The following is a 24936-nucleotide window of genomic DNA, read 5'->3' as shown; positions in this document are numbered from 1 at the left end:
CAAAATACTATCCATTTATGAAAATATTTTATACTGCGCCACGCTCTATTAACCACCTCCTCTATATGTTATTATCTATATAATTAGGAGCGTGAGATTAATGAAAAAAGTATCTGTATTGTTATTTAGCGTCCTCGCATTAGCTGCTTGTTCACAAAGTAAAGCCGATTCCAGTTCAACCGATAAATCCTCTGAAACAACAGCAACTTCGACCACGGTCGTTCAGTCCTCCTCATCTCAACAAATGAGCGTTGCGCAGTCCTCCTCATCTCAACAAACGGCACTGTTCAATCCTCTTCTCAACAAACAAGCAGCGATACACAGGATGAGTCAGTTTCTTACGCCGTGAATTTAGATGATTTCACACAAGAATTGACCTTACAAGACGGCAGCAAACAAACGATTCATCACCTCGAGTTTGAATCGAAACAAAAAGATCAACCTACGACCATCCTGCTAAACACCAAAGATTTAAACAACACCGGCAACGGCCTGTACATCACTACTACCGGGGGAGACGAGTTTTTTTATCCTGTGTCCTTAGCAGAGGAACCCACCAAAACAATTACCGTCACAAATGACGCTGGCAAAAATCGGGAAGTAAAAGTAAACACGGTCATAAAAGTAGCCACACCTGAGGATAGTTCCGATCCCATGCAAATCGTTGGCGACACCTACTTTCTCTTCTACAATAATCAAGGAACGATTTCTCTAGCAACTCGGAATTTCGCTGAAAATACAGCCGGTACAGCGCTTGATACCACTAATCTAGTGGAATACCTCCAAGAAGATTCCACGGCTGAGGAGCCTACTACTCCTGCCGAAAGTGAAGTCGACAGCGATACTTACTACGATTCGATCCTTGCTGCATGGCAACGGCAACATGATTACATCGTCTCCATCGAGGATGATGCAGTGAAGCAATCCGTCCAAACGTCTCATTCTGCCGCCATCTTTGAAGCCAATCGTTTACAAATGGAACATCCCGAAGATGCAGCGATCATCAATGAAAGCCTCCATAAAGTATTGGAAGGCAAGTAACTAGCAAAATAAAAAGTGATTGAGCCCGATTTCGAGCTTAATCACTTTTTGTTTTTGCTTTCTCAGTTTTACTATTAGTTCCTGACACCTCACGCTTCCCCCACATACTCCGCAAAATAGAAAATCCCCGAGTACCGCTTGACTTCAAAATGCTCTAGTGATGCTTGCGTGGCTCTTTCTATCACCGGTTCCTGTAGCTGATAAATGCCAGTGTTGGCATCCACTTTCTCCACTAGCCTGATACCTGTTGTCACACTACTAACCGGGTGCCCAGAAAAAAAGAGATGCGTTCTTAAGGCGATTTGCGGGGATAAATGACAAATAACAAACAAACCAATAATCGTTCCCAGAACTACCCCAAGTTTAAAATTCAAGTCTCGCTTCTTCATCTTGTCCCTCACTTAGCTAATACTTGCTCCAAAATCGCCGCATTCTTGCCTTCAAACACACACTCTTGGTATTTCACCGCCTGAGCATCTTGATTTAAAGCAATCGTAACCACTGGCTCATCCTTGTCGATATCCGCTTCTTTCTTGAAGGCGGCAACTTGCTCATCTGAAAGATTCAATTCGCCAAATTTCGTCCCTGACCACGTGCCATCATCACTTTTGCCATAGGCCGCTTCCAGCTTCGCCAAGGTCTCCGCCGCTTCCTTCTCCATTGGAATGTAGTGCAGGTTCACTCCAACTAAGCCAAAACCTGGCTCAAAGATGAAATCCGGGGCTACCATACCGACTTCCGTCTCCATGGCGCTGGCAAAAGAGAAGACCCGCTGTTTTTCCGGATTCACATTCAGCGTTGCATCTTCCTCATCCAAATCCAAGGTTTCAAAGACCGCATCTTCCCCCATACTCCACCGCACCTCTTCAAAAGGTGGCGCCCAGTCATAGGTCACATCCTTGGGCTCTTCCTTGGTGGAACACCCACCTAAAAAGCCCAATGCCAACAAACAAAACAGCACTTTTTTCATGTCCAGTCCCCCAGTCGGTAATTCCCTTCATCCTCTTCACATCTTGTCCCAAATAAATCTCTACTTGTTAAAATTATACTATAGGGCAGTTATCGTAACAAACAAACCCCGGATTCCACCATCGGTACTCCAAACAAAAACCCCCGCCCACAGCTGCTAAGAAGCCGTGAGCGGGGGTTTACTATGTGCTTGTGGGTGGTTACCGAGGCTTACGCTTTTGCGTTGTAAGCTTCGATGATGATGCCCTTCAATTCAGAGATCAAAGGTTCTTTCGGATTAGCTGTTGTACATTGGTCTTCATAAGCCAATTCAGCCATGCGATCCACAGTTGTATCCAATACTTGTTTGGTTACGCCTTGTGCTTTCAAGTTCATTTCGATGCCAATCTTATGACCCAATTCGTAAACGGCAGTTGCCAAAGCTTCTACCAATTCCGCAGTAGTTTCACCTTTCAGGCCTAAGAACTTCGCGATATCAGCGTAGTCTGTGTCAGCCCGGAAGTAGTCATATTTAGGGAACATCGCATGTTTTTGAGGGTCTTTCGCATTGTAACGGATTACGTGTGGCAATAGAATCGCATTGGTCCGTCCGTGAGGGATACCGTATTCACCACCGATTTTGTGTGCGATGGAGTGGGAAATTCCCAAGAAGGCATTGGCGAAGGCCATCCCTGCCATAGTAGACGCATTGTGCATTTTTTCCCGTGATTCAGGGTCGCCCACTTTCACGGATTTTTCCAAGTAGTCAAAGACTAATTTAATCGCTTGTAAGCTCAAACCACGCGTGTAGTCAGAAGCCATAACAGATACGTAAGATTCAATCGCGTGAGTCAAAACGTCCATCCCAGTGTCAGCCGTTACGCTAGCTGGTACAGATAATACGAATTGAGGGTCCACAATCGCTACGTCTGGCGTCAAAGCGTAGTCAGCCAATGGGTATTTCACGTGAGTGTCGCTGTCCGTGATTACTGCAAATGGTGTTACTTCAGAACCAGTACCGGAAGTAGTTGGGATACATACGAACTGTGTCTTCACTGCTTTGTCAATCTTGTACGTCCGTTTGCGGATATCCAAGAATTTTTGTTTTGCGCCGAAGAAGGAAGTATCTGGGTGCTCATAGAACATCCACATGCCTTTCGCCGCATCCATTGCCGAACCACCACCAAGAGCGATGATTGTGTCTGGTTGGAAGTCAACCATGACTTTAGTACCAGCGTAAACAGTGTTAGTAGATGGGTTTGGTTCTACGTCAGAGAAGACTTCGATTTTCACATCGTTTTTACGACGTTGCAAGACTTCACGAACTGTATCCGCATAACCGAATTGCACCATCCCTGGGTCGCAGACGATCATTACCCGTTCCACGTTTTCCATTTTTTCCAAGTACAACAAGGAGTTCTTTTCAAAGTAAATCTTAGAAGGTAATTTAAACCATTGCATATTGTTTCTCCGTTTCGCGATAGTCTTCACGTTGATCAAATTGATCGCCGATACGTTCTTAGATACAGAGTTGTGACCGTATGAACCACAGCCCAAGGTTAAGGAAGGAATCATTTCGTTGTAGATATTCCCGATTCCGCCTTCCGCAGATGGTGAATTTACCAAGATCCGGCAAGCTTTCATCTTCAAGCCGTATTGCAATTGCAAGCCTTCATCTTCTGTGTGGATAACTGCTGTATGGCCTAAACCGCCCAGTTCCAACATACCCAATGCCAAAGCAAAACCTTCTTCGTGGCTGTTTGATTTCATCATAGCCAAGACTGGGGATAGTTTTTCACGAGAGAGTGGGAAGTCTGCGCCCACACCGTCTAGTTCAGCGATTAACATCTTCGTGCCTTCTGGAACTTTGATGCCTGCAAGTTTTGCGATATCCATGGCAGAGTGACCAACGATTTTTGCGTTAACGGCATATTTGCCTTCGTTCATCACTGCGTCTTCTAATTTAGACAATTCGTTTTTCTTCACTACGTAGCATTGGTGTGCTTCGAATTCTGCTTTGACTTCGTCGTAGATTTCTTTGTCCACGATGACCCCTTGCTCAGACGCACAGATCATGCCGTTGTCGAACGTTTTTGAAACGATGACGTCGTTAACTGCCCGTTTGATTTTCGCAGTTTTTTCGATGTAAGCAGGTACGTTACCAGCCCCTACCCCTAGTGCAGGTTTCCCTGTAGAGTAAGCAGATTTCACCATGCCAGGACCACCAGTTGCCAAGACGATTGCTACGCCTGGGTGGTTCATTAATTTTTGAGTTGCTTCAATTGAAGAGTTTTCTTTTTCAATCCATTGAATACAGTTTTCAGGAGCACCAGCGGCAATCGCTGCATCCCGAACGATTTTCGCAGCTTCCACGGAACAAGCTTGTGCAGATGGGTGGAAGGAGAAGATTACAGAGTTTGCAGTCTTCAATGAAATCATTGCTTTAAAGATCGTAGTGGAGGTTGGGTTCGTCGTTGGTACAACCGCTGCCACAACCCCAACTGGTCCAGCAACTTCGATCAAGCCTTTTTGTTTGTCTTCCCCAATCACGCCGATTGTTTTGTCGTGTTTGATGGAGTTCCAGATATATTCAGAAGCGTACATGTTTTTGATTGCTTTATCTTCCACAATCCCCCGGCCAGTTTCTTCTACGGCCATTTTCGCTAAAGGCATGTGTTTGTCTAAAGCTGCCATCGCCATTTCGTGTACGATGTGGTCCACTTGTTCTTGCGTGAAGTTTTCCATTTGTTTCGCAGCTTCATTTGCTTTCGCTGCTAGGTCGTCGATTACCGTATCAACGTCGATGATTTCTACTTCTTTTTCCAATGTCTTAGCCATTGTCAATCCTCCTATGTTGTGGATCATTTTCTTTGTTAATCATTTCACATACTGAATGATACACGAAAGTCAGAAACTTGTAAATAGTTTTTTGTGATTTTTTTCACAGTTTTTTTGAAGAAGTTTTTTCATCAGGAAAAGCGAGCTGGGATAAAGACTATTGGCAAAACAAAGAAAGCCCTTCCGCTTTTTTTCTATCGCAGTCGGACTTTCTTTAAATTTTTTTCAAGGTCAGAATAAAATGTGAAGTGTTTCTCAATCAGAACAAATCAGAGAAGTCCTCCATCTCTTGCAGGCTCTCTTGATGAGTACGAATCTGAATTTGTTGGTAGTCAAAAAAATCATAAGGAGTAACTTGTTGCAGTAATTGGCGCTGTTCAGACTTTTTTTGCACTTTTTTCTTTGACCACAACCACTGACAGTACTCCCACAGTTCAGCTATGGTGACGTGCTCGTAGCCTGCCCCGTGAAATTCACTGAGTTTTTGCCGTAAGCTTTTGCCAAAGTACCATTTTTCCCACCACTTCATCTAGGTACACTCCTTTAGTCTAGTCGCTTTCTTTACTCTTACCGTAAGTCGACTATCTCTATAGTACCGTACTTCAGGAGAAAAATGGAGGGGATTGCTTAGACTTTCTGGAGCTTAATCATATGGAAGCTTTGCGTTGGCAATACTCCCGTAAGCTTGCCCTGTTCAAAGACAACGCGACTGCCTTTTACCGGAGCTACTGTTTCGGGATTGGCTTCCGTATTGACCGCTTTCAAGTCATCATGGCGTAACATCACATGATCGACTAAGCGATAGCCTTCATATTGACGAAAATCGCTCGTCAATTCCAACTCATCCTCCAAATCTTTGTTTACAGCAAAAATCGTTAGTTGGTCTTCCTCAACATTTTCAATGACTACCGCATCTAGATACCCGGAATTGCCATAGTTGCTTGCGAAGGTCGGTGCTTTAATCTGTGTATGAAGCACATGACCCCGGCCTTGATTGGAAATCATTGCGAAGGGGTAGAAAATCGTTTGCTTCCAAACGCCGGTCGCAGAAGTCATGATCGGTGCAATCACATTCACCAACTGGGCTAAACAGCCAATTTTCACCCGATCTGCATGGCGAAGCATGGTAATCATCATACTAGCGACTAACAAGGAATCCTCAAAATTATAGACATCTTCTAATTGATGGGGATGCTCGCTCCAAGGCTCGATTTGCTTATCTTGCTCGTTGGAATGATACCAAACGTTCCACTCATCAAAGGAAATATTAATCTGCTTTTTCGCTCGCCGTTTGGCTTTTACTGCATCACAGATTGAAATAACCTCCCGGATAAACTGGTCCATTCCGTCAGAAGAAGCTAAGAATTGCTGACTGTCGCCATCGCGATTGCCATAATATTGATGCATAGAGATGTAATCTACTTGATCGTAGCATTGGCTTAGGACCGTATCTTCCCAAAAGCCAAAAGTTGGCATACTCAAGCTAGAACTACCGCAAGCAACCGTTTCAATCGTCGGGTCGACTAGTCGCATTGCTTTGCCGGCTTCTTCAGCGATTCGTCCGTATTCTAGAGCGGTTTTATGCCCTTCTTGCCAGGGACCGTCCATTTCATTGCCCAGACACCAGAGTTTGATGTCGTGAGGCTCCGTCACACCATGCTGACGACGTAAGTCTGAATAGTAGCTCCCTTTTTTCAGGTTGGTGTATTCGATGATATTTTTGGCAGCTTCAATACCCCGAGTACCTAAATTAATCGCCATCATCGGTTGAGTATCCACGGTTTTGGTCCATTCCATAAATTCATTTAAGCCAAATTGGTTCGATTCCACTACTCGCCAAGCCAAATCAATCTTACTAGGCCGCTGTTCTTTTGGTCCGACGCTGTCTTCCCAACGGTAACCGGATACAAAATTGCCCCCGGGATAGCGGGTAACCGGCACATTTAACTCACGAATCAAAGCTGCTACGTCTTGCCGCAGTCCCTTTTCATCGGCGGCAGGATGCCCCGGCTGATAAATGCCTTCATAGACACAACGGCCCAAATGCTCCACAAAGGATCCATAGGTTCGTTCGTCAATATCGGATAGAATAAAATTTTTGTCAATCATGATGGTTGCTTTCTTCATCACAACTTCCACTCCTTCACCTTATTTACTTTCTAGTATAAAAGTGTCTAGCCCATGAGATAAGGAAGGAATCTCGCAAATGATTGACTTTTTCTCCACCAGATCATTTGCTTTTTATCATAGAAAGTAGTGAACTAGCCTCTCACAGGGGAAGGACGATTGACAGAAGCTCCTTTCCTTGAGACACTTACAGCAAATCAACATGAAAGGACAACATTTCAAATGTCTGTGACTTTTTGTGGCTACCACACTCATAATCAAAACCAAGACGTGATCTATCGTCCTAATGGCTTAGAAGAGTATTTATTTTTGTTAGTCTTGGCACCCATGGAGTTCACCTTTGCCAATGGGGAACAAGTCCGTGCCCAGCGAGGTGCTTGCATGTTATATCTGCCCGGTACTTTTCAACACTACCAAGCCGAAGAGGAATTTTTTAACAGCTTCGTGGAATTTACCGGACTTCCTCAGATAGACTTTCCGATGAGTTTACCAACCAATCGCTTGTTTTATCCTAGCAATCTAGACCAACTCAACCGTTTATTACAAAAGATTCACCAGGAATTTTTGTTGCAACAGCCGGAAAGTGGGCAATTGATGGCCTTGTATGTACAGGAGTTGTTGCTACTGGCTGCCCGAGGTGTTGCCCATCACCAACGCTTACAAAATGACACCTCTCTTTACCAAGAAATGCACTCTTTGCGTTTGTCCATGCTAGCAGATTGTCAAACGGAGTGGACGGCAGAAAAGCTAAGCGACTTGTTGCAAATCAGCCAGAGCAAGTTCTATCGCCTGTACCGGGAGTACTTTCACACCACGCCTAATGAAGAACTTATCTGTGCGCGTCTGCAGCTGGCGCTTTACCACATCACCAACCAGTCGATGACCATCCAAGAGGCAGCCTATCAATCGGGCTTTGCCAATATCAATCACTTTCATCGTTTGTTTAAAAAACGCTACGGCTGCACGCCCAGTCAATACCGCAACCGTTCCTAGCCGTAGCTCTTCCTAAACAAAAAATCGCTACCCTCTTTTTGACTAGGAGGTTAGCGATTTTTTCCCTTAGGAATCCAAAAGAAAAATCCTACGAATCGCAGGATTAGTCTTTTTGTTCAGTTGTGTCTGTGTCAGTTGTTTCGCTTGGGGCGTCAACTGGTGCTTCAGGAGCTTCTACTTTCGTTGCTTCTGCCGCTTCGTTTGCTTCCACTTCTGCTACTGCGTCTTCCGTGTGAATGGCAGTGCCTGGAGTGACAGATTTAATCGCTGCCTTATCAAACTCCAAGTAGATGCCTTCGCAGTCGATGATGACAGTTTTGTCGTTGACTTCAGACAAGACGCCATGCAAACCGCCGATGGTTACCACGTTGTCCCCAGCTTTCATCGCGCTCAATGTGTTTTGACGTTCTTGTTGTTGTTTCTTTGTAGAACGAGACATGAAGAACCACATTGCCGCTAAGACAATAATCGGAATCAGTAATTCCATAGAATATTCACCTCGATTTTTAAAAATCACGCTTGACAGATTTCTGCCAAGGAACGTACAAATTATACTATACCAAACTTAAGCCGTTTTCACTAGGTTTTCCTCTGAGATTAAAAACTTTTGGCATTTTCTTTGTTAAAGCCATACTCTTCAAAAAAGGCTTCCCGGAATTCCAAAAGATTGTCATCCATAATCGCTTGACGCACTTGCTTCATCAAGTTCAACAAGAAATACAGATTGTGATAAGAAGTCAGGCGAATCCCGAATGTTTCATCACATTTGATCAAGTGGCGGATATACGCCCGAGTGTAATTGCGGCAAGTGTAGCAGTCACATTTTTCGTCGATTGGGCGGAAGTCGTGGGCATACTTGGCATTTTTCACTACGAGGCGCCCTTGAGAGGTCATGCAAGTACCATTACGAGCGATCCGGGTTGGCAAGACACAGTCAAACATATCCACGCCACGAATCACGCCGTCGATTAGTGAATCCGCTGCCCCCACACCCATTAAGTAGCGCGGTTTGTTTTCCGGAATCCACGGGGTGGTGAATTCCAAGACCCGATTCATCTCAGATTTTGGTTCCCCCACGGAAAGCCCGCCGATGGAGTAACCTGGGAAGTCCATGGCGACTAAGTCTTTAGCACTTTGACGACGCAAATCTTCAAAGCCCGCCCCTTGGATGATGCCGAACAGACCTTGGCGATCCGGATTCGCATGAGCTTCCAAGCCCCGATGAGCCCAACGACTGGTACGTTCTACGGATTTCTTCACGTAGTCGTAGCTTTCGTCAAAAGGTGGGCACTCGTCAAAGCTCATCATGATGTCGGAACCTAATTTGTTTTGGATTTGAATCGCTTTTTCTGGGGATAAGAACAGGGGTGCACCGTTTAAATGATTTTTAAAGTGCACGCCTTCTTCTTCGATATTGCGCATATCCGCCAAAGAAAAGACTTGGAACCCACCGGAATCCGTCAAAATCGGTTGATCCCAGTTCATAAATTTGTGCAAGCCCCCTGCTTCTGCCACCAAATCTTCCCCTGGTCGCAACCACAGATGATAGGTGTTACTTAAAATGACGCCGGCACCCATTTCTTTGAGTTCCTCTGGGGACATGGTTTTTACTGTGGCCAAAGTTCCCACAGGCATAAACATCGGCGTGGGAAAAGTACCGTGAGGGGTGATCAATTCACCTAACCGGGCACCAGTATGTTTTTCTTTCTTAATTAATCGATATTGAATTGCAGGTTGAGTCATCTTCGCTCCTACTTTCTACTTTCCTCACAACAGCCCTTATTCGGCTTTGTGTCAACTCTCCCATGATACTAACTGGCCTAAAAAAAGTAAAGACCTCCCCTACCTTCTTAAGAAAATACCAAAGCCCCAAGTTCCTTTCACGCCGACTTTTCCTTGAAAAAAACAGCGCTTATGCCAGACGAATTTCTAGCAGTTTGATATACTGTTACTAACTCAGTGGGTTTGCTGGGTGAAAACTCGTTTAGAGGGGAGTCTGAAAAAATGAAAAGCAGAAAAGAATTAAAGCAAGAGGCCAAAGACGCCTTAAGCGGGCGCTGGGGGGGCGCAATCTTAATGACTGTCGTGCCGGGAATCATCGTCGTCTTGATCACTTGGATCTTAATGGCCTTGACTTCGGTACCCTTTGTCTTTACTAGCGCGGTCTCCGAGATGATTGCAGACAGTAGCAATAGTGCGGAAATGTCCCTTGCCACCTTTGCCACCATGGCACCGATGATGGGAACCTACACCTTGATTACCATTGCCGCATCCTTGATTCAAATCGTTTTGCAAAGTGGGGTAAACTTCACCTATTTGGATGCACTTCGCGGCCGTCGGGAAGAACCGTATCGGGTAGCCGATGCCTTCCGTTGTTTCCGTTCCCCGTATCTTTTGGGCTTAATTGTAGTCTTCATCTTGGTTTCGATTTTTAGCTACTTGTGGACATTGCTCTTGATCATTCCTGGTATCATCAAGTTTTATTCTTATTCTCAAAGCTATTTTATCTATTATGATATTCATGAAGGTACCGGAGAAAAACCAAAAGCTTTGGAATGCATCACTGCTAGTCGCCGTTTAATGGACGGCTACAAATGGAAACTCTTTGTCCTAGACTTAAGCTTTATCGGTTGGGGCATCTTGGCCAGCATCACCGTAATTGGGCTTTTGTGGTTCATCCCTTATTACCAAGCTACACGGGCAGCCTTTTACAATGCCCTACCAGACGAAGCCGTTACGTTTTAAGCTAAAAAAAGCTCGGAGCAAAGTTACCGCTCCGAGCTTTTCTGTGTCTATTAAATAGATAAGATGAATTTTCACTCTGTTATTCCTCTTCTGGTGAGAAGTGGAATTTGATCATTTCATTGACGAAAATCGGCACGATGGACAAGATGCCCACCAAAAGCCAGTGATTTAAACTAATGGATACGAGATCAAAAAGATTTTGCGTAAGGGGGAATAAGGCGATTGCCGTAGTAATCAAAACCGCCAAGACCGCCATTTCAAACAGTGATTTGTTCGAAGACAGGCGCACTCGGAATATCGAGCGACTGCTGCGCACGTTGAACACATGTAAGATAGAAGAATAAGCCAATACGAGAAAGGCTACAGTTTGACCAACCTCAGGACTACCTGCGACCCAATGGCTGATATTTTCCCCAAAGCGTCCTAAGTAATAGCCTAAGAGTGCCACCACTGTAAAGCTAGCGGCATTAATGGCGATTTTCTTTCCTAGTCCTCGAGCGAAGATGCTCTCGTGGGCTGGAATCGGTGGCTCGTCCATGATTCCTGCTTCTGCTGGTTCACGGCCTAAAGCAAAGCCGGGCAAGCCATCTGCTACTACGTTGACAAAGAGCAGTTGTACCGCGGTAAAAGGTGCGCCCCAGCCTAAGAGCATGGCAATGATCACGATAAAAATTTCCGAGATATTACAACTTAACAGGAAATTCACGGCTTTGCGGACATTTTGGTACACCGTGCGTCCTTGAGCCACTGCATCTACAATCGTAGCAAAATTGTCATCCGTTAAAATCATATCCGCCGCACCTTGGGCCACATCTGTCCCGGTAATTCCCATGGCACAGCCGACATTACTCGCTTTTAGGGCCGGAGCATCGTTGACTCCATCCCCGGTCATGGCGACCACAGCACCGGTCCGTTGCCAGGATTGCACGATACGGATCTTATCTTCCGGCGTCACTCGGGCGTAAACCCGAAGTTTTTCCACTTTTTGATCCAATTCTTCATCGGACATCTTTTGCAACTGAGCACCGGTTAAGGCTTGCTTGGGATTGCTCAAGATGCCTAACTCTTTGGCGATGGCACTGGCAGTCACCACGTGGTCCCCGGTAATCATCACCGTGGTAATCCCCGCCCGTTTTGCTTTGGCAATGGCACCTTTACTTTCCGGCCGTGGCGGATCAATCATACCAATCAGCCCTAAAAGTTGTAAGTCTTGCTCCAAGTATTCCGAGGTGATTTCACTTGGTTCTTCATCAAAAATCCGGAAGCCCACAGCAATCACTCGCAAAGCCCGCTTGCCGAAACGGTCGTTGACGATGGTGGCTTTCTCCACATCTCCATAGTGGAACTTCGGCAAAAGCACATCAAAGGCACCTTTCGTGACAGAGATGTATTTTTTGCCTTTTTTGTGCACCGTGGTCATCATTTTCCGCTCCGAATCAAAGGGCAACTCGGCGATTCGCGGATATTCTTCGTCTAGTTCTTTTTTCGTATGGTAGCTTTCTTCCACTGCTCGCACGATGGCCCGTTCAGTAGGATTGCCTTGGTACTCTTTGTCTCCATCTTCATTGGTGGCTACCAAGACATCGGTACATAAAGTCGCGATTTTCAGGACTTCCATGGCTTCATCGGTCATCTGATCTTCCACATCGGTGACCACATCTCCCCGAGACCACACCCGGCGCACTCGCATTTTATTCTGGGTCAAGGTTCCAGTCTTATCCGAGCAAATCACACTGGCCGTCCCCAAGGTTTCCACGGCAGGCAGTCGGCGAATAATGGCATTTTTCTTGGCCATCTTCTGAACCCCATAGGCCAAAGTCAAAGTCACGATTACCATTAACGTCTCAGGTACTGCGGCAACCGCTAAGGAAACCGCGGTTAAAAACATATCCAGGAGTTCTTCATTTTGCAAATAGCCGAGGAAAAAGACAAAGGCCGCCGCAGCCAAGGCCAAGACACTGATGCGTTTGCCTAGCTGATTCAGTCGCTTTTGCATAGGGGTAGTCTGATGGGTGTTGCTGCCTAGTAAGCCGGCGATTTTCCCCATCTCCGTGTCCATACCCACTGCTGTGACGATGCCTCGCCCCCGGCCATTGACCACCGTACAGCCTTTAAAGGCCATATTTAGCTGATCGCCTAAGGGCAGTTCTTCTTCCGCCACGAAATCCGCATCTTTTTCCACCGCTTCACTCTCCCCGGTTAAGGCAGACTCCTCAATACGCATTTGGGAAGTTTGAATTAACCGAGCATCCGCCGTTACCATGGAGCCATTTTCCAATACTAAAACGTCTCCTACGACCAATTCTTCTGCGTTGATTTCCTGTTGCTGACCGTCCCGAATCACCAGCGCCGTCTGTTTATTCATATCTTGCAAGGCTTCCAGTGCTTTTTCCGCGTTGCCCTCTTGGTAAATAGCCAACACCGAATTAATGACAACAATGGCAATAATCAATAATCCTTCGAAATAATCTCCGTGATCGGTGGCAATCGCCGTATAAAAAGAAATCGCTGCGGCGACTAATAGGACAATCGTTGTAAAATCCATCAAACTGCGCAGGATTTTCTTTGCTAATGAATCCTTTTTGGCCTCATCAAAACGATTGGGACCATTTTCGTGCAAGCGCTTGGCTGCTGTGTCCACATCAAGCCCCTGGGTACTCGTGTGAAACTCATGAACTACCTCGGGGATCGTCTTTTGGTACTCTTGCATTTGCATTCCTCCAATTCTTTTTTCACATTAAAGCTACTTTAACTATAACACGACTTTTTTTATATTTTCAAATAATTGCGTATTTTTTCATATTTTTGACAAATGTTCACGATTTCCTCAAATTTCAAAAATAGAACCAAATCTATTGAAAGCGATTACAGTCCGTGCTATAATATGGGTGTAAGGAAGGATAGTATTTGATGGAAAGGAGATCTCGAGGAAAATACGAAAAGTAAACAAGTATAAAAAGTTGTTCGACGTACAAGATTCACCTAGATTTATATGTGCGAGGTAAGCCTTACAAATAGTGAATGCGTATCAAAGGTTGCACAAAGCATTACAGACAACACGGAAACAATTTACAAAAGATACGTAACCAAGTAACACATGAGTACACCGAAACAAGAACCACATGATTTTAGAGTAGAAAATGTAGTGAAGACAAAGTTTTTTGTTTATGACAAGAGATTTCTTACGTTGCATGTATAATCTGCAAACTAACCCTTTTCATCAAATCCTTCCATTAAATAAGGACGAGCTTTCGAGAGCTCGTCCTATTTTTGTGGCATGATTCAGTTAAATTATTGTTCCTTACTACTATTGGCTCAGTCCGGGGCTTTTTCCCGTGGCACAGTCAAACGAACTGTCCCACCGAAAAAAGCCCAAAGAACAAGCTATTTCACAAACATGGCATCCCCGAAGCTAAAGAAGCGGTAACCTTCTTCAATGGCGTGTTGGTAGGCATTTAGTACGTGTTCCCGACCAGCAAAAGCGGAAACCAACATGACCAACGTGGATTTTGGCAAATGGAAATTGGTAGAAAAGGCATCCACCACTTTAAAGGTATAGCCCGGGGTGATAAAGATGTCCGTCCAGCCACTGTCGGCTTTGATTTCGCCGGCGAATTTCGTGCCGATGGTTTCCAAAGTACGAATGGAAGTGGTACCCACGGCCACGATCCGGCCACCATTGGCTTTGACGGCCCGCAATTTAGCCGCCGCGTCTTCCGTTAAGCGATAAAACTCACTGTGCATTTGGTGATCGGCGATATTGTCCACGCTCACTGGGCGGAACGTGCCTAGCCCCACGTGCAAGGTCAAATACACCAATTCCACTCCCTTGGCTTGAATTTTTTCCAAGAGTTCCTTCGTAAAGTGTAATCCCGCTGTAGGTGCCGCCGCCGAGCCGTTTTCCTTAGCGTAAACGGTTTGATAGCGTTCTGGATCTTCCAGACGTTCCTTAATATATGGAGGCAAGGGCATTTCCCCTAAGGATTCCAAAATTTCTAGGAAGATGCCTTCATAAGTAAAGGTAATGATCCGTCCCCCGTGCTCTAACTCTTCTTCTACTACCGCTTGCAGACGACCATCCCCAAAGGAAATCTTCGTGCCGACTTTGGCCCGTTTCGCCGGTTTAATCAGGGTTTCCCACGTATCGCCTTCTTGGTTGGTCAATAAAAGGACTTCCAAGTGGCCTCCCGTATCCGGTTTTTCCCCGTAAAGTCTGGCCGGCAAAACCCGAGTATCGTTCATCACCAAGGCGTCTCCCGGATTTAGCTCGTCGACGATATCGGCAAAGTGCTTGTCACTAATGGCCCCGCTCTTTCGGTCCAAGACCAACAGCCGGGATGCACTGCGATCTGCCAAAGGCGTCTGGGCGATTAATTCCTCTGGTAAGTCAAAATCAAAATCTTCTGTTGTTAACATTTCCGTCACTCTCTTCTACTGAATTGTCTTGGCTATTTTAGCACGTTTTCCTCGCTTTATCGACAAAGGGCTTTTTCCCCTGGAATAATCACAAAGTTTCTGTGAAAACAATGAGGATGAATTCTTTCCTATTTTTTTCTTTGGTGCTAAAAGTTACAGAGAGTTTTCCTAGCAAGGGCTCAGCGCTTTTTTTAATTAGGAATTTTTTCTGGAAGTTACAAATGTTTTTACATTTCCAAATGAGAAAAGCATTTGAGACTTGAGCGAGTGATTTGCTGTTTTGTGAAATTTTTGTCACACTGGTAATGACACGTTGCGGATTTTTGACGATTTTTTCATCCTTCTCGTCAAACTTTTTCGCAACTTTTAGGAAATTAGCAAAAGAAAGAGGCGAATTCAATTGATCGAATTTCAGGAGGTAACAAAAATCTACAAAGGCGGCAAGATGGCCGTGGAAGACGTGAATCTGTCCTTTGAAAGGGGCGAATTCATCTGTTTTATCGGTACTTCTGGCTCCGGTAAAACCACCTGTATGCGCATGATCAACCGGATGAACGAACCCACTAAGGGCAAGATTCTGATTGACAATCAAGACATCCAGGAACTCAACCCCGTGGAATTGCGCCGGAAGATCGGCTATGTTATCCAAAACATCGGCCTGATCCCCCACATGACTATTCGGGAAAACATCACTTTAGTACAGCGTTTATTGAAAGTGGACGAAAACACCCGGAACCAAACTGCGGAAAAAATGATTGACCTAGTGGAACTTCCCCGGGAAATGCTGGACCGTTACCCTAGCGAACTTTCCGGTGGCCAGCAGCAACGGATTGGTGTCGTCCGGGCATTGGCGGCAGACCAAGACATCATCTTAATGGATGAACCCTTTGGCGCTTTGGACCCGATTACCCGAGATGCTTTGCAAGATTTGGTAAAAGACTTGCAAGAACGCTTAGGAAAAACCATCGTCTTTGTCACCCATGATATGGACGAAGCTTTGAAATTAGCCAATCGCATCGTCATTATGAGTCACGGTAAAGTCATCCAGTTTGACACTCCGGAAGCCATTTTGCATCATCCGGCCAATGAATTTGTGGAAGAACTCATTGGGGAAGAACGCCTGCTTCAAGCCAAACCGGACACTACCACAGTGGGTGAGGTCATGTTGAATCACGCCATCACCATCACCCCGGAAAAATCACTCCGGGAAGCCATTAAGCTCATGCGGGAAAAACGGGTGGATACCTTGCTTGTCACAGACGACAGTCAAGTCTTAAAAGGCTTTGTGGATGTGGAAACCATGGACAAAATGCGGGGGAAAGCCACTAGTGTCGGTGATATCCTCAACCCCCAAGTCTTTTATGTCAATCAAAAAACCCAACTGCGCCACGTGTTGCAACGGATTTTAAAACGGGGTTTGAAATACGTCCCTGTGGTGGATGACCAAAATCGCGTCATCGGTATTTTGACCCGAGCTTCCCTCGTGGATATCGTTTACGACGTCCTGTGGGGCGACGAGCAAACCATCAGTGAGGCCGTGGAATCAGCGAAAGAGGGGGCGTAAAAGATGGTCGCCTATTTCAATGAATACGGCAGTCAAATGCTATCAAAAAGCGCCGAGCACTTGTATATCTCCGTGATTGCACTGCTCTTAGGGATTGTCATAGCGGTCCCTTTAGGCATCTTGTTAACCCGCACTCCAAAAGTCGCCAATGTGGTCATCAGCATTACCAGTGCGTTACAAACCGTGCCGTCACTGGCGCTCTTGGCTTTGATGATTCCCTTTTTCGGTGTTGGGAAATTCCCGGCGATTATCGCCTTGTTCATCTATTCCCTTTTGCCGATTTTACGAAACACTTATATTGGTATGAAAAATGTCGACGCCAATTACCGGGACGTGGCCAAAGGTATGGGGATGACCAACTTTGAGTCCATTCGCATGGTGGAATTACCCTTGGCTTTGCCGACGATTATGGCGGGGATTCGCCTGGCGGCAGTCTACGTGATTGCTTGGGCCACCTTGGCTTCATACATCGGTGCCGGGGGCTTAGGGGACTTGATTTTCTCCGGGCTTAACAACTACCAACCACCATTGATTTTTGCCGGGACGATTCCGGTAACGATTTTAGCATTGGCGGCGGATTTCTTCCTAGGAATTTTGGAAAAGCACTTGACCCCAAAAACCACAAGGGAGGCCAATTAAATGAAACGCAAACTAAATACTTTATTGCTACTCTTTGTTAGTCTCTTGACCTTGGCCGGCTGTTCTCTCCCTGGACTAGCTACGGCTACGAGTGACAATACCGTGGCCATTACTGGGGGAATCACCTCCGAGGCCCAGATTCTCGCTTCGTTAGTGGCGGAAATGATTGAGCACGATACCGACAAAGAGACCACGATTATCAACAACTTAGCTACCACGACGATTAACCACCAAGCCATGATTCAAGGAGACGCACAAATCTCGGCGGCTCGCTACACTGGGACCGATTTGACCACTACATTAGGAATGGATCCGGTAAAAGACCCAGCCGAGGCTTTCGACTTGGTGAAAAACGCCTTTAACGAACGCTTCAATCAGACTTTTATGCCTTCTTACGGTTTTGACAACACCTATATCTTCTTAGTCCGTAAAGATACCGCGGAAAAATACAACTTGAAAACCGTCAGCGATTTAGCCGATCACGCGGGTGAATTAGTCGCCGGTGTGGATACTTCTTGGATTACCCGCGAAGGAGATGGCTACGATGGCTTCCAAGAGGAATACGGCTTTAGCTTTGAAAAGATTTTACCTATGCAAATTGGTCTAGTCTACGATGCAGTGGCTGCCGGGAAGATGGATATCGTCTTGGGCTACTCCACAGACGGACGGATTGCCAGCTATGATCTGGTTATGTTAGAAGACGACCGCCACTTCTTCCCCCCTTACGATGCCGCAGCGGTCATCAGCAACAAATTGATCAAGGAATCTCCGGAAATCAAAGATGCCGTGGCGAAACTGGCCGGAAAAATCGATACGGAACAAATGCAAAAACTAAACTATGAAGCCGACAACAACTTGGTAGAACCAAGTGTGGTTGCCAAAGAATTCTTAGCAGAACACAACTACTTCGAGGAGGGAGAATAATCATGGACTTGCAAGAGATGAACTTACTGCAACAATTTTTCTATTACTACCAGCAAAACGGTAGTTACGTCTTTAGCCAATTTCTGCGGCATTTCCTGATCTCCCTTTACGGAGTCCTCTTTGCCGCCATCATCGCCATTCCTTTAGGGATTTGGATCAGTCGCCATCACAAATTGGCAGACTGGGTGATTCGTTTGGCAAATATCATCCAAACCGTGCCTTCATTGGCCATGATTTCGATTTTGATGATTGGTATGGGTCTAGGTGTCAACGTGGTTATTACCACCGTCTTCCTCTATTCCCTTTTACCGATTTTGAAAAACACCTACACTGGAATGAATCAAGTGGACAAAGATATCTTAGATGTAGGAAAAGGCATGGGCATGACCGCCTGGCAACGGCTGTACATGATTGAACTACCCCTGTCTGTTTCCGTCATTATGGCGGGGATTCGTAATGCCTTGGTAGTCGCCATTGGGATTACTGCCATTGGGGCCTTTGTGGGCGCCGGCGGTCTCGGGGATATCATCATTCGTGGTACCAATGCCACAGACGGTGCTTCCATCATTCTCGCCGGGGCACTGCCGACAGCTTTCATGGCAATCATCACCGACTGGCTCTTAGGCATTATTGAGCGCCGACTAGATCCAGTGGGAAAAACCGGCAACTGATCAACTGATCGAGCACTCAAAACCTTTAAAAGATTGTTGGACCGATTACTGGTTCAACAATCTTTTTTATTTTACATAGAAAACGTTTTTCTGGAATCGGCTCCAAAATTTAAAAAATGCCCGCAAAATCTGATATATCAATATTTTTCCCTGCCAAGGGAGTGATTCCTGAAAAATCAAGGGTGTTTTAAGTTGACAAAGGAATATTACAGGAATAAAATGCATCCTGTGAACTAAATTAATATATCAGTTTAGGAGGAATTCTTGTGATTACTTTGAAAAATTGGCAAGAATCAAAAGATGAGCTAGTACAACTCGGTGTGGAACTACCCCAATTCGACGTTGCTTCCCTCAAGGCTCAAGGGCAAAAGGCACCTGTTTGGTTACACTTTGGTGGCGGAAATCTTTACCGTGGTTTTCACGCTGAAGTAGCACAACGTTTGGCAAACAGCGGTGACTTATCTTCTGGCGTCGTTGTATGTGAAACTTTCGACAATGAAGTCGTTGAAAAGGCCTACAGAGCTTTCAACAATGATTTCCTTGAAGTCGTAATGCACGAAGACGGAACCTTAGACAAACGCTTGATAGCCGTAACCGCAGACAGCTTTTACTGCAATCCAGCCGACAAAAATAGTTTTTCACAAATCGTCGCTTACTTTGAAAATCCTGCATTGCAATTTACTACCTTTACGATTACTGAAAAAGGCTATGCCCTAAAAGATCCTCAAGGCAACTTTTTCCCAGTCATCCAAGCAGACATTAAAAATGGTCCTGAAGCAGCCCAACATACGATTAGTATCGTAACGGCGCTTTTATACAAACGCTTTTTGGCCGGTGAACTACCAATTGCCATGGTTTCCACCGACAACTTCTCTCAAAACGGCCAACGCTTCCAAGACAGCATCATCACATTAGCGACAGAATGGCAAAAAGCTGGTTTTGTACCAGAAGCTTTCCTAACTTATCTATTGAATACAGACAAAGTTACCTTCCCATGGAGCATGATTGACCGGATCACGCCAAATCCTTCTACCTCTGTGGAAGCCATCTTAAATGAAGACGGCTTTAGCGACATGGATATCATCCACACAAGCAAAGGCACCAACATCGCGCCTTTTGCCAATACGGAAGTCATCCACTATTTGGTAATCGAAGACTCCTTCCCGAATGGTCGTCCGGCCTTGGAAAAAGCTGGGGTAATGCTTGCGGATCGGGAAACCGTCGACAAAGCAGACGTTATGAAAGTAACTACTTGCTTGAATCCATTGCATACGGCTCTAGCAGTTACTGGCTGTCTTTTAGGTTACACTTCCATTGCTGCTGAAATGCAAGATGCTGATTTAGTCGGTTTGATCAAAGGGATTGGCTATCAAGAAGGCCTACCTGTTGTCGCAAACCCTGGCATCATCGATCCTAAACAATTCATCGACGAACTTTTGCAAAAACGTTTGCCAAATCCAAATATTCCTGATGCACCTCAACGGATTGCCAGTGATACTTCACAAAAAGTTGCGATTCGCTTTGGTGAAACTATCAAACGCTACTTGGAAAAAGGCCCAGAAGCATCTGCAAAACTCGTCTTCATCCCAGTTGCCATTGCCGCTTGGTTGCGTTACTTATTAGCCGTAGACGACAAAGGACAAGCTTTCCAACCAAGTCCTGACCCATTATTGGCGGACTTACAAGCAAACTTGGCAGGCATTCAACTAGGCGAACAAGATGAAGCGAAAATCCACGCCGCTGCTGAAAAAATCTTAGCCAATGCAAGCATCTTTGGAACTGACTTGTATCAAGCCGGTTTAGGCGAAAAAATCGAAGCAATCTTGAAAGAAATGCTAGTCGGCCCTGATGCGGTCCGCAACACTTTGCATTCCTATGTAACAAAATTTGGAGGTAAATAACAATGGAAATGACCTTTAGATGGTATGGCGCCAACGAAGAAAAAATCAAATTATCAGAAATCCGCCAAATCCCAGGTATGAAAGGGATTGTAGGAACTTTAATGGATATCCCAGCCGGTGAAGTTTGGCCCAAAGATCGAATCAAAGCCTTAAAAGAAGAAATCGAAGCCAATGGCATGACCTTAAAAGTCATCGAAAGTGTCAACATTCATGATGACATTAAAATCGGGTTGCCAACTCGGGATCAATATATTGAAAACTACAAACAAACCATTCGCAATTTAGCCGAATTCGGCATCGAAGTGATTTGTTACAACTTTATGCCTGTCTTTGACTGGGTAAAATCAGACTTGGATTACAAATTAGCTGATGGCTCTTCTACCCTTGCTTACATCGCGAAGGATATTCCAGAAGATCCAGAAGAAATCATCAAAAAAGTAGAAGGTTCTAGCAATGATTTCGAATTACCAGGCTGGGAACCAGAACGTTTGGCCCAAGTGAAACAATTGTTTGAAGCTTACAAAGATGTAGATGAAGCAAAACTACGGGAAAACTTCGCGTACTTCTTGAAAGCCATCATTCCTACTTGTGAAGAAGTCGGCATAAAAATGGCGGTTCACCCAGATGATCCTCCATACTCCATCTTTGGTTTGCCACGGGTTGTGAAAAACCGCGATGACCTTGATTGGATCTGTAACGTTGTAGACTCTCCAAGCAACGGCATCACCTTGTGTACTGGTAGTATTGCCGAACGTCCAGACAATGATGTCTACGAAATTTTAGCTGAATTTTGTAAACGGGATCGCATCCCCTTCGCCCACGTGCGCAATATCAAGTACATCAACGACAATGGCCTTGATTTTTACGAAGCACCACATAAATCAGAATACGGTTCATTAGATATGTACAAAGTCTTGAAAGCAATGTATGACAATGGCTTTGACGGCTACATCCGTCCCGATCATGGCCGCATGATTTGGGGAGAAACAGGTCGTCCCGGCTATGGCTTATACGACCGTGCCCTAGGTGCTGTTTACTTGAACGGCCTGTGGGAAGCTTTGGAAAAAGCCGACAAAAAATAAGGATTACACTGGATGAGGAGCCATACTCCTCATCCTAAACTATTAAAAAAGGAAGCGTTTATCTATGTTTTTAGATCAAGATTTCTTATTAGAAAATGAAACTGCCAAAGCGCTGTTCCACAAATTTGCAGAGGAACAACCGATTATCGACTACCACTGCCATTTAGAACCGATTGATATGTTCAAAAATGAACAATATGCCAATTTGACTCAAGTTTGGTTAAATGACCGTGGCGCTGGCGACCACTACAAATGGCGTCTAATGCGGGCAAACGGTGTCCCGGAAGAATTGATTAGTGGCAATGGTGACGATTACGATAAGTTCTTCGCCTTTGTGAAAACAATCGAAAAGGCTCCTGGCAATCCTATTTTTGAATGGTCTCATTTAGAATTGCGTCGCTATTTTGACATTGACTTAACGATCAATGAAAAGAATGCACCAGAAATCTGGCGCTTAGCCAATGAAAAAATCCAAACAGACGACTACCGTCCAAAACAATTATTGGAAATGATGAACGTCAAAGCCGTCTGCACCACAGATGATCCTGCTGATGATTTGCACTACCATCAAGAATTGGCAAAACAAAACAACGCCTTTAAAGTTTTGCCAACCTTTAGACCAGATAATGTTTGGGGCATTACGGCGGACGGCTATCCAGCTTACATTGAAAAACTCGGTCAAGCCGCTGGTATCACCATTAAAACTTTCGCTGATTTGAAACAAGCGCTAAGCCAACGAGTGGATTACTTCCACAGCATTGGCGGACGCCTAGCTGACCAAGGTTTGAACACCTATTATTACCATACTAGTACACCAGAAGCATTGGACGAAATCTTACAAGCTGCTTTAAGTGGCAAAACTGCTTTTACTGCCGACGAAGTTGCCCAATTTGTTACCGCTATTCAATTGCACTTAATGGCCGAATATGAAAAACACGGCTGGACAATGCAAATGCACATGAATGCTTTGCGGAATGACTCTCGCACCTTGAAAAAAGAAGTCGGTATCAACGTGGGTGGCGACTCCATGGGGGACCAAGCCGGTCTTGCACACAATATCGTGGCTCTCTTTGATGAAGCCGAAGCCGCTGGTCACTTACCAAAAACCATTTTGTATTCCTTGAATCCAACAGACTGGTTGCCTTTAGCTACCGCAATGCAAAGCTTCCAAGGTGGCATGGTACAAAAACTTCAATTAGGCTGTGCTTGGTGGTTCAACGATACCGCTGAAGGCATGCGTCAACAATTAACCACCATGGCTCAACAAAGCTTATTGGCTAATTTCACTGGGATGCTTACAGATTCCCGGAGTTTCTTAAGTTACCCTCGTCACGAATACTTCCGCCGCGTACTGTGTCAATTACTAGGGGAATGGGTCGATGCTGGTCGTCTACCTGCCGACGAAGCGTACTTGGGACAAATCGTAGCAGACATTTGCTACAACAACGCCTACAATTATTTCGGCTTTTTTGAAGCCTAAGGAGAATAAGAAAAGTAATGAGTCAGAAAAAAATTGGGTATATCAACCAAAAGATATCACCGTTGCTCGCGGGATTGGTTACGGGTTAACCGACTTAATGGGTGGCGGTTGGAATAATATTGTTTCCGGCGTTATTTTCGCCTTTGTATTAAGCCAAGGGATCAATCCGGCATTTGCCGGGGCGATTACCGGGATTGGTCGGATTGTGGATGCCATCTTCACCCTCTTCTTCGGTGCTATTACAGATGGTTTCTACAAGACAAAATTAGGGCAACGTTTTGGCCGACGCCACTTCTTCATGCTCTTAGGCGGTATTTTATTCGCCGTGTTGTTCCCACTGTTTTGGATTCAATCAGATGATTGGCATTATTACTTGATCATTTACATCGCCATCGAAATTGCGATTGCCATGATCTTGATTCCATGGGAAACCTTGCCAACTGAAATGACCGACGACTACAACAAACGGACTGTCTTGTCTGGTTCTCGGATGTTTATTTCCGCAACTGGGACTGCCATTGTATTCCTAGTCTTGGCCGCTTTAAAACGGATGGAAAATCCTAATGCTTACTTGATCACCGGGATTATTTGGACCGTCATCTTCGTTGTGGCAATCTTTGTTTCCTACCGTACAACTTGGGAACGTCCATTAACGCCTGAATTTATTGCAGAATTAGAAAGTCAACCAAAATTAAGTTTAGGCGCCTTTGTTAAAAAGACCGTTTCCGATTATTTCTCCACCTTTAAAAACAAAGCATTCCGTAAACATTTGGCAATTTACCTGCTTTCTTTCACCGGGAAAGACTTCTACTCCACTATGTTGCCAACCTTCATCATCTGCTGTATCCACGGTGCCAAAGCCGATACTCCTTGGACCTTGCAAGCTTTATCCGTCTTTGGGATCCTTGCTACACTAGGTGCCGCTAAGTTGATGTTGACTCACGGACCGAAATACTTGTTTACCCTTAGCTACACCACTTTGATTATCACCATGGTTGGTTACTTCTTAACTTGGGCTTTCCAAGTCAAGAACGCTGTCTGGGTTTTGATCATCATTTCTATTTTGTATCAATGCGCTCGGGCAATTTTGGAATTCACTCCATGGAATGTCTTTCCATTTATCCCAGACGTTGACCGAATCATGACTCGGGGCGACCGGGCTGGGGTTTACGCTTCTGTAATGACCTTCTTCAGAAAATCAACTGGTGCCTTGGCTTCCTGGATTGCCGGGATTTTATTAGCCGAAATCGGCTTTGATTCCAAAACTATGTTGGATTTGAATTCAACCCCTCACAATGTTCAAGTAGGGATTGCATTGATCTTCTTCGTAGCACCGGTTGTACTCTTTGCTTTGTCCTTGTTCACTGCATGGAAATTCCGCTTGAATCGTGAAACTCATGCCGTGTTGAAAGCTGAAATCAACCGTTTAGAAGCTGGTGGCTCAAAAGACGATGTCACTCCTGAAGCAAAAGAAGTTGTGGAAGAATTGACTGGCCACCCTTATCAAGAAAGCTGGCCTGATCAACCCTTAACCTAAGCAATTTGGTTAAGCAATAACTTGGGGCTC

The 24936-nt window shown here is 45.2% G+C and carries 21 protein-coding genes; 12 read left to right on the top strand and 9 right to left on the bottom strand.

Going from position 1 to position 24936, the window contains the following annotated elements; all coding sequences use genetic code 11:
• The first annotated feature begins 100 nt into the window (after positions 1–100).
• Together I579_RS12820 and I579_RS12505 are read left to right on the top strand one after the other, a co-directional pair.
• Positions 101–349, top strand: a complete 249-nt coding sequence (locus I579_RS12820) for a hypothetical protein (protein ID WP_010754512.1) — start codon at positions 101–103, stop codon at positions 347–349.
• Positions 346–1041, top strand: coding sequence for a hypothetical protein (locus I579_RS12505; protein WP_010754513.1), 696 nt, complete (start codon positions 346–348; stop codon positions 1039–1041). The genes I579_RS12820 and I579_RS12505 overlap by 4 nt, the downstream gene beginning before the upstream one ends.
• An 89-nt stretch (positions 1042–1130) precedes the next feature.
• On the opposite strand, the gene I579_RS05925 is transcribed toward I579_RS12505, so the two are convergent.
• The 5 genes from I579_RS05925 to arfA all read right to left on the bottom strand — a co-directional run bounded on the left by I579_RS05925 (position 1131) and on the right by arfA (position 6954).
• Positions 1131–1430, bottom strand: a complete 300-nt coding sequence (locus I579_RS05925; RefSeq protein WP_010754514.1) for a hypothetical protein — start codon at positions 1428–1430, stop codon at positions 1131–1133.
• Between the two features lie 8 nt (positions 1431–1438).
• Positions 1439–2011: a hypothetical protein gene (locus tag I579_RS05920; RefSeq protein ID WP_010754515.1), complete on the bottom strand. Its 573-nt coding sequence runs from the start codon at positions 2009–2011 to the stop codon at positions 1439–1441.
• A gap of 209 nt (positions 2012–2220) precedes the next feature.
• Complete coding sequence (adhE, locus tag I579_RS05915; protein ID WP_010754516.1) at positions 2221–4827, bottom strand: bifunctional acetaldehyde-CoA/alcohol dehydrogenase; 2607 nt, start codon at positions 4825–4827, stop codon at positions 2221–2223.
• Between the two features lie 259 nt (positions 4828–5086).
• Complete coding sequence (locus I579_RS05910) at positions 5087–5356, bottom strand: post-transcriptional regulator (RefSeq protein WP_010754517.1); 270 nt, start codon at positions 5354–5356, stop codon at positions 5087–5089.
• A 98-nt stretch (positions 5357–5454) separates the two neighbouring features.
• Positions 5455–6954 (bottom strand): arabinosylfuranosidase ArfA, encoded by a 1500-nt coding sequence (gene arfA, locus I579_RS05905; RefSeq protein ID WP_010754518.1) that lies wholly within the window; start codon positions 6952–6954, stop codon positions 5455–5457.
• Between the two features lie 222 nt (positions 6955–7176).
• On the opposite strand from arfA, the gene I579_RS05900 reads away from it, so the two are divergent.
• Positions 7177–7947, top strand: coding sequence for a helix-turn-helix transcriptional regulator (locus I579_RS05900; protein WP_010754519.1), 771 nt, complete (start codon positions 7177–7179; stop codon positions 7945–7947).
• Between the two features lie 103 nt (positions 7948–8050).
• Here the strand turns inward: I579_RS05900 and yajC are convergent, their stop codons facing one another.
• The gene (yajC, locus tag I579_RS05895) at positions 8051–8434 is read right to left on the bottom strand and encodes a preprotein translocase subunit YajC (protein ID WP_010754520.1); all 384 of its coding nucleotides are present in this window, start codon (positions 8432–8434) and stop codon (positions 8051–8053) included.
• 110 nt (positions 8435–8544) lie between these two features.
• Positions 8545–9690 carry a tRNA guanosine(34) transglycosylase Tgt gene (gene tgt / locus I579_RS05890; protein WP_010754521.1) on the bottom strand — a complete coding sequence of 382 codons (1146 nt, stop codon included), beginning with the start codon at positions 9688–9690 and terminating at the stop codon, positions 8545–8547.
• Positions 9691–9951: 261 nt separating this feature from the next.
• On the opposite strand from tgt, the gene I579_RS05885 reads away from it, so the two are divergent.
• On the top strand, positions 9952–10692 hold the full coding sequence (locus I579_RS05885; RefSeq protein WP_010754522.1) for a DUF975 family protein: 741 nt from the start codon (positions 9952–9954) through the stop codon (positions 10690–10692).
• Positions 10693–10771: 79 nt separating this feature from the next.
• Here the strand turns inward: I579_RS05885 and I579_RS05880 are convergent, their stop codons facing one another.
• Together I579_RS05880 and queA are read right to left on the bottom strand one after the other, a co-directional pair.
• The gene (locus I579_RS05880) at positions 10772–13402 is read right to left on the bottom strand and encodes a cation-translocating P-type ATPase (protein WP_010754523.1); all 2631 of its coding nucleotides are present in this window, start codon (positions 13400–13402) and stop codon (positions 10772–10774) included.
• A 674-nt stretch (positions 13403–14076) separates the two neighbouring features.
• Positions 14077–15108, bottom strand: coding sequence for a tRNA preQ1(34) S-adenosylmethionine ribosyltransferase-isomerase QueA (queA, locus tag I579_RS05875; protein WP_010754524.1), 1032 nt, complete (start codon positions 15106–15108; stop codon positions 14077–14079).
• A gap of 445 nt (positions 15109–15553) precedes the next feature.
• On the opposite strand from queA, the gene I579_RS05865 reads away from it, so the two are divergent.
• The 8 genes from I579_RS05865 (at position 15554) to I579_RS05830 (ending at position 24906) form a co-directional block, all read left to right on the top strand.
• Positions 15554–16672: a betaine/proline/choline family ABC transporter ATP-binding protein gene (locus I579_RS05865; RefSeq protein ID WP_118339537.1), complete on the top strand. Its 1119-nt coding sequence runs from the start codon at positions 15554–15556 to the stop codon at positions 16670–16672.
• Positions 16673–16675: 3 nt separating this feature from the next.
• A complete protein-coding gene (locus I579_RS05860; RefSeq protein ID WP_010754526.1) occupies positions 16676–17311 on the top strand; it encodes an ABC transporter permease in 636 nt (211 codons plus the stop codon).
• The gene (locus tag I579_RS05855) at positions 17312–18235 is read left to right on the top strand and encodes an osmoprotectant ABC transporter substrate-binding protein (protein WP_010754527.1); all 924 of its coding nucleotides are present in this window, start codon (positions 17312–17314) and stop codon (positions 18233–18235) included.
• 2 nt (positions 18236–18237) lie between these two features.
• Positions 18238–18906 (top strand): ABC transporter permease, encoded by a 669-nt coding sequence (locus I579_RS05850; RefSeq protein WP_010754528.1) that lies wholly within the window; start codon positions 18238–18240, stop codon positions 18904–18906.
• Positions 18907–19172: 266 nt separating this feature from the next.
• Complete coding sequence (locus I579_RS05845) at positions 19173–20807, top strand: mannitol dehydrogenase family protein (RefSeq protein WP_010754529.1); 1635 nt, start codon at positions 19173–19175, stop codon at positions 20805–20807.
• A gap of 2 nt (positions 20808–20809) precedes the next feature.
• Complete coding sequence (gene uxuA, locus I579_RS05840) at positions 20810–21889, top strand: mannonate dehydratase (RefSeq protein WP_010754530.1); 1080 nt, start codon at positions 20810–20812, stop codon at positions 21887–21889.
• Positions 21890–21953: 64 nt separating this feature from the next.
• Complete coding sequence (uxaC, locus tag I579_RS05835; RefSeq protein ID WP_010754531.1) at positions 21954–23369, top strand: glucuronate isomerase; 1416 nt, start codon at positions 21954–21956, stop codon at positions 23367–23369.
• The gene (locus I579_RS05830; RefSeq protein ID WP_010754532.1) at positions 23359–24906 is read left to right on the top strand and encodes an MFS transporter; all 1548 of its coding nucleotides are present in this window, start codon (positions 23359–23361) and stop codon (positions 24904–24906) included. Before uxaC ends, I579_RS05830 begins: the two co-directional genes overlap by 11 nt.
• Positions 24907–24936 lie beyond the last annotated feature (30 nt).

The organism is Enterococcus asini ATCC 700915, from assembly GCF_000407365.1.
Lineage (GTDB): Bacteria > Bacillota > Bacilli > Lactobacillales > Enterococcaceae > Enterococcus_C > Enterococcus_C asini.
The sequence above is the reverse complement of the archived record's forward strand: the minus strand, read 5'-3'. Positions and strand labels throughout refer to the sequence as shown.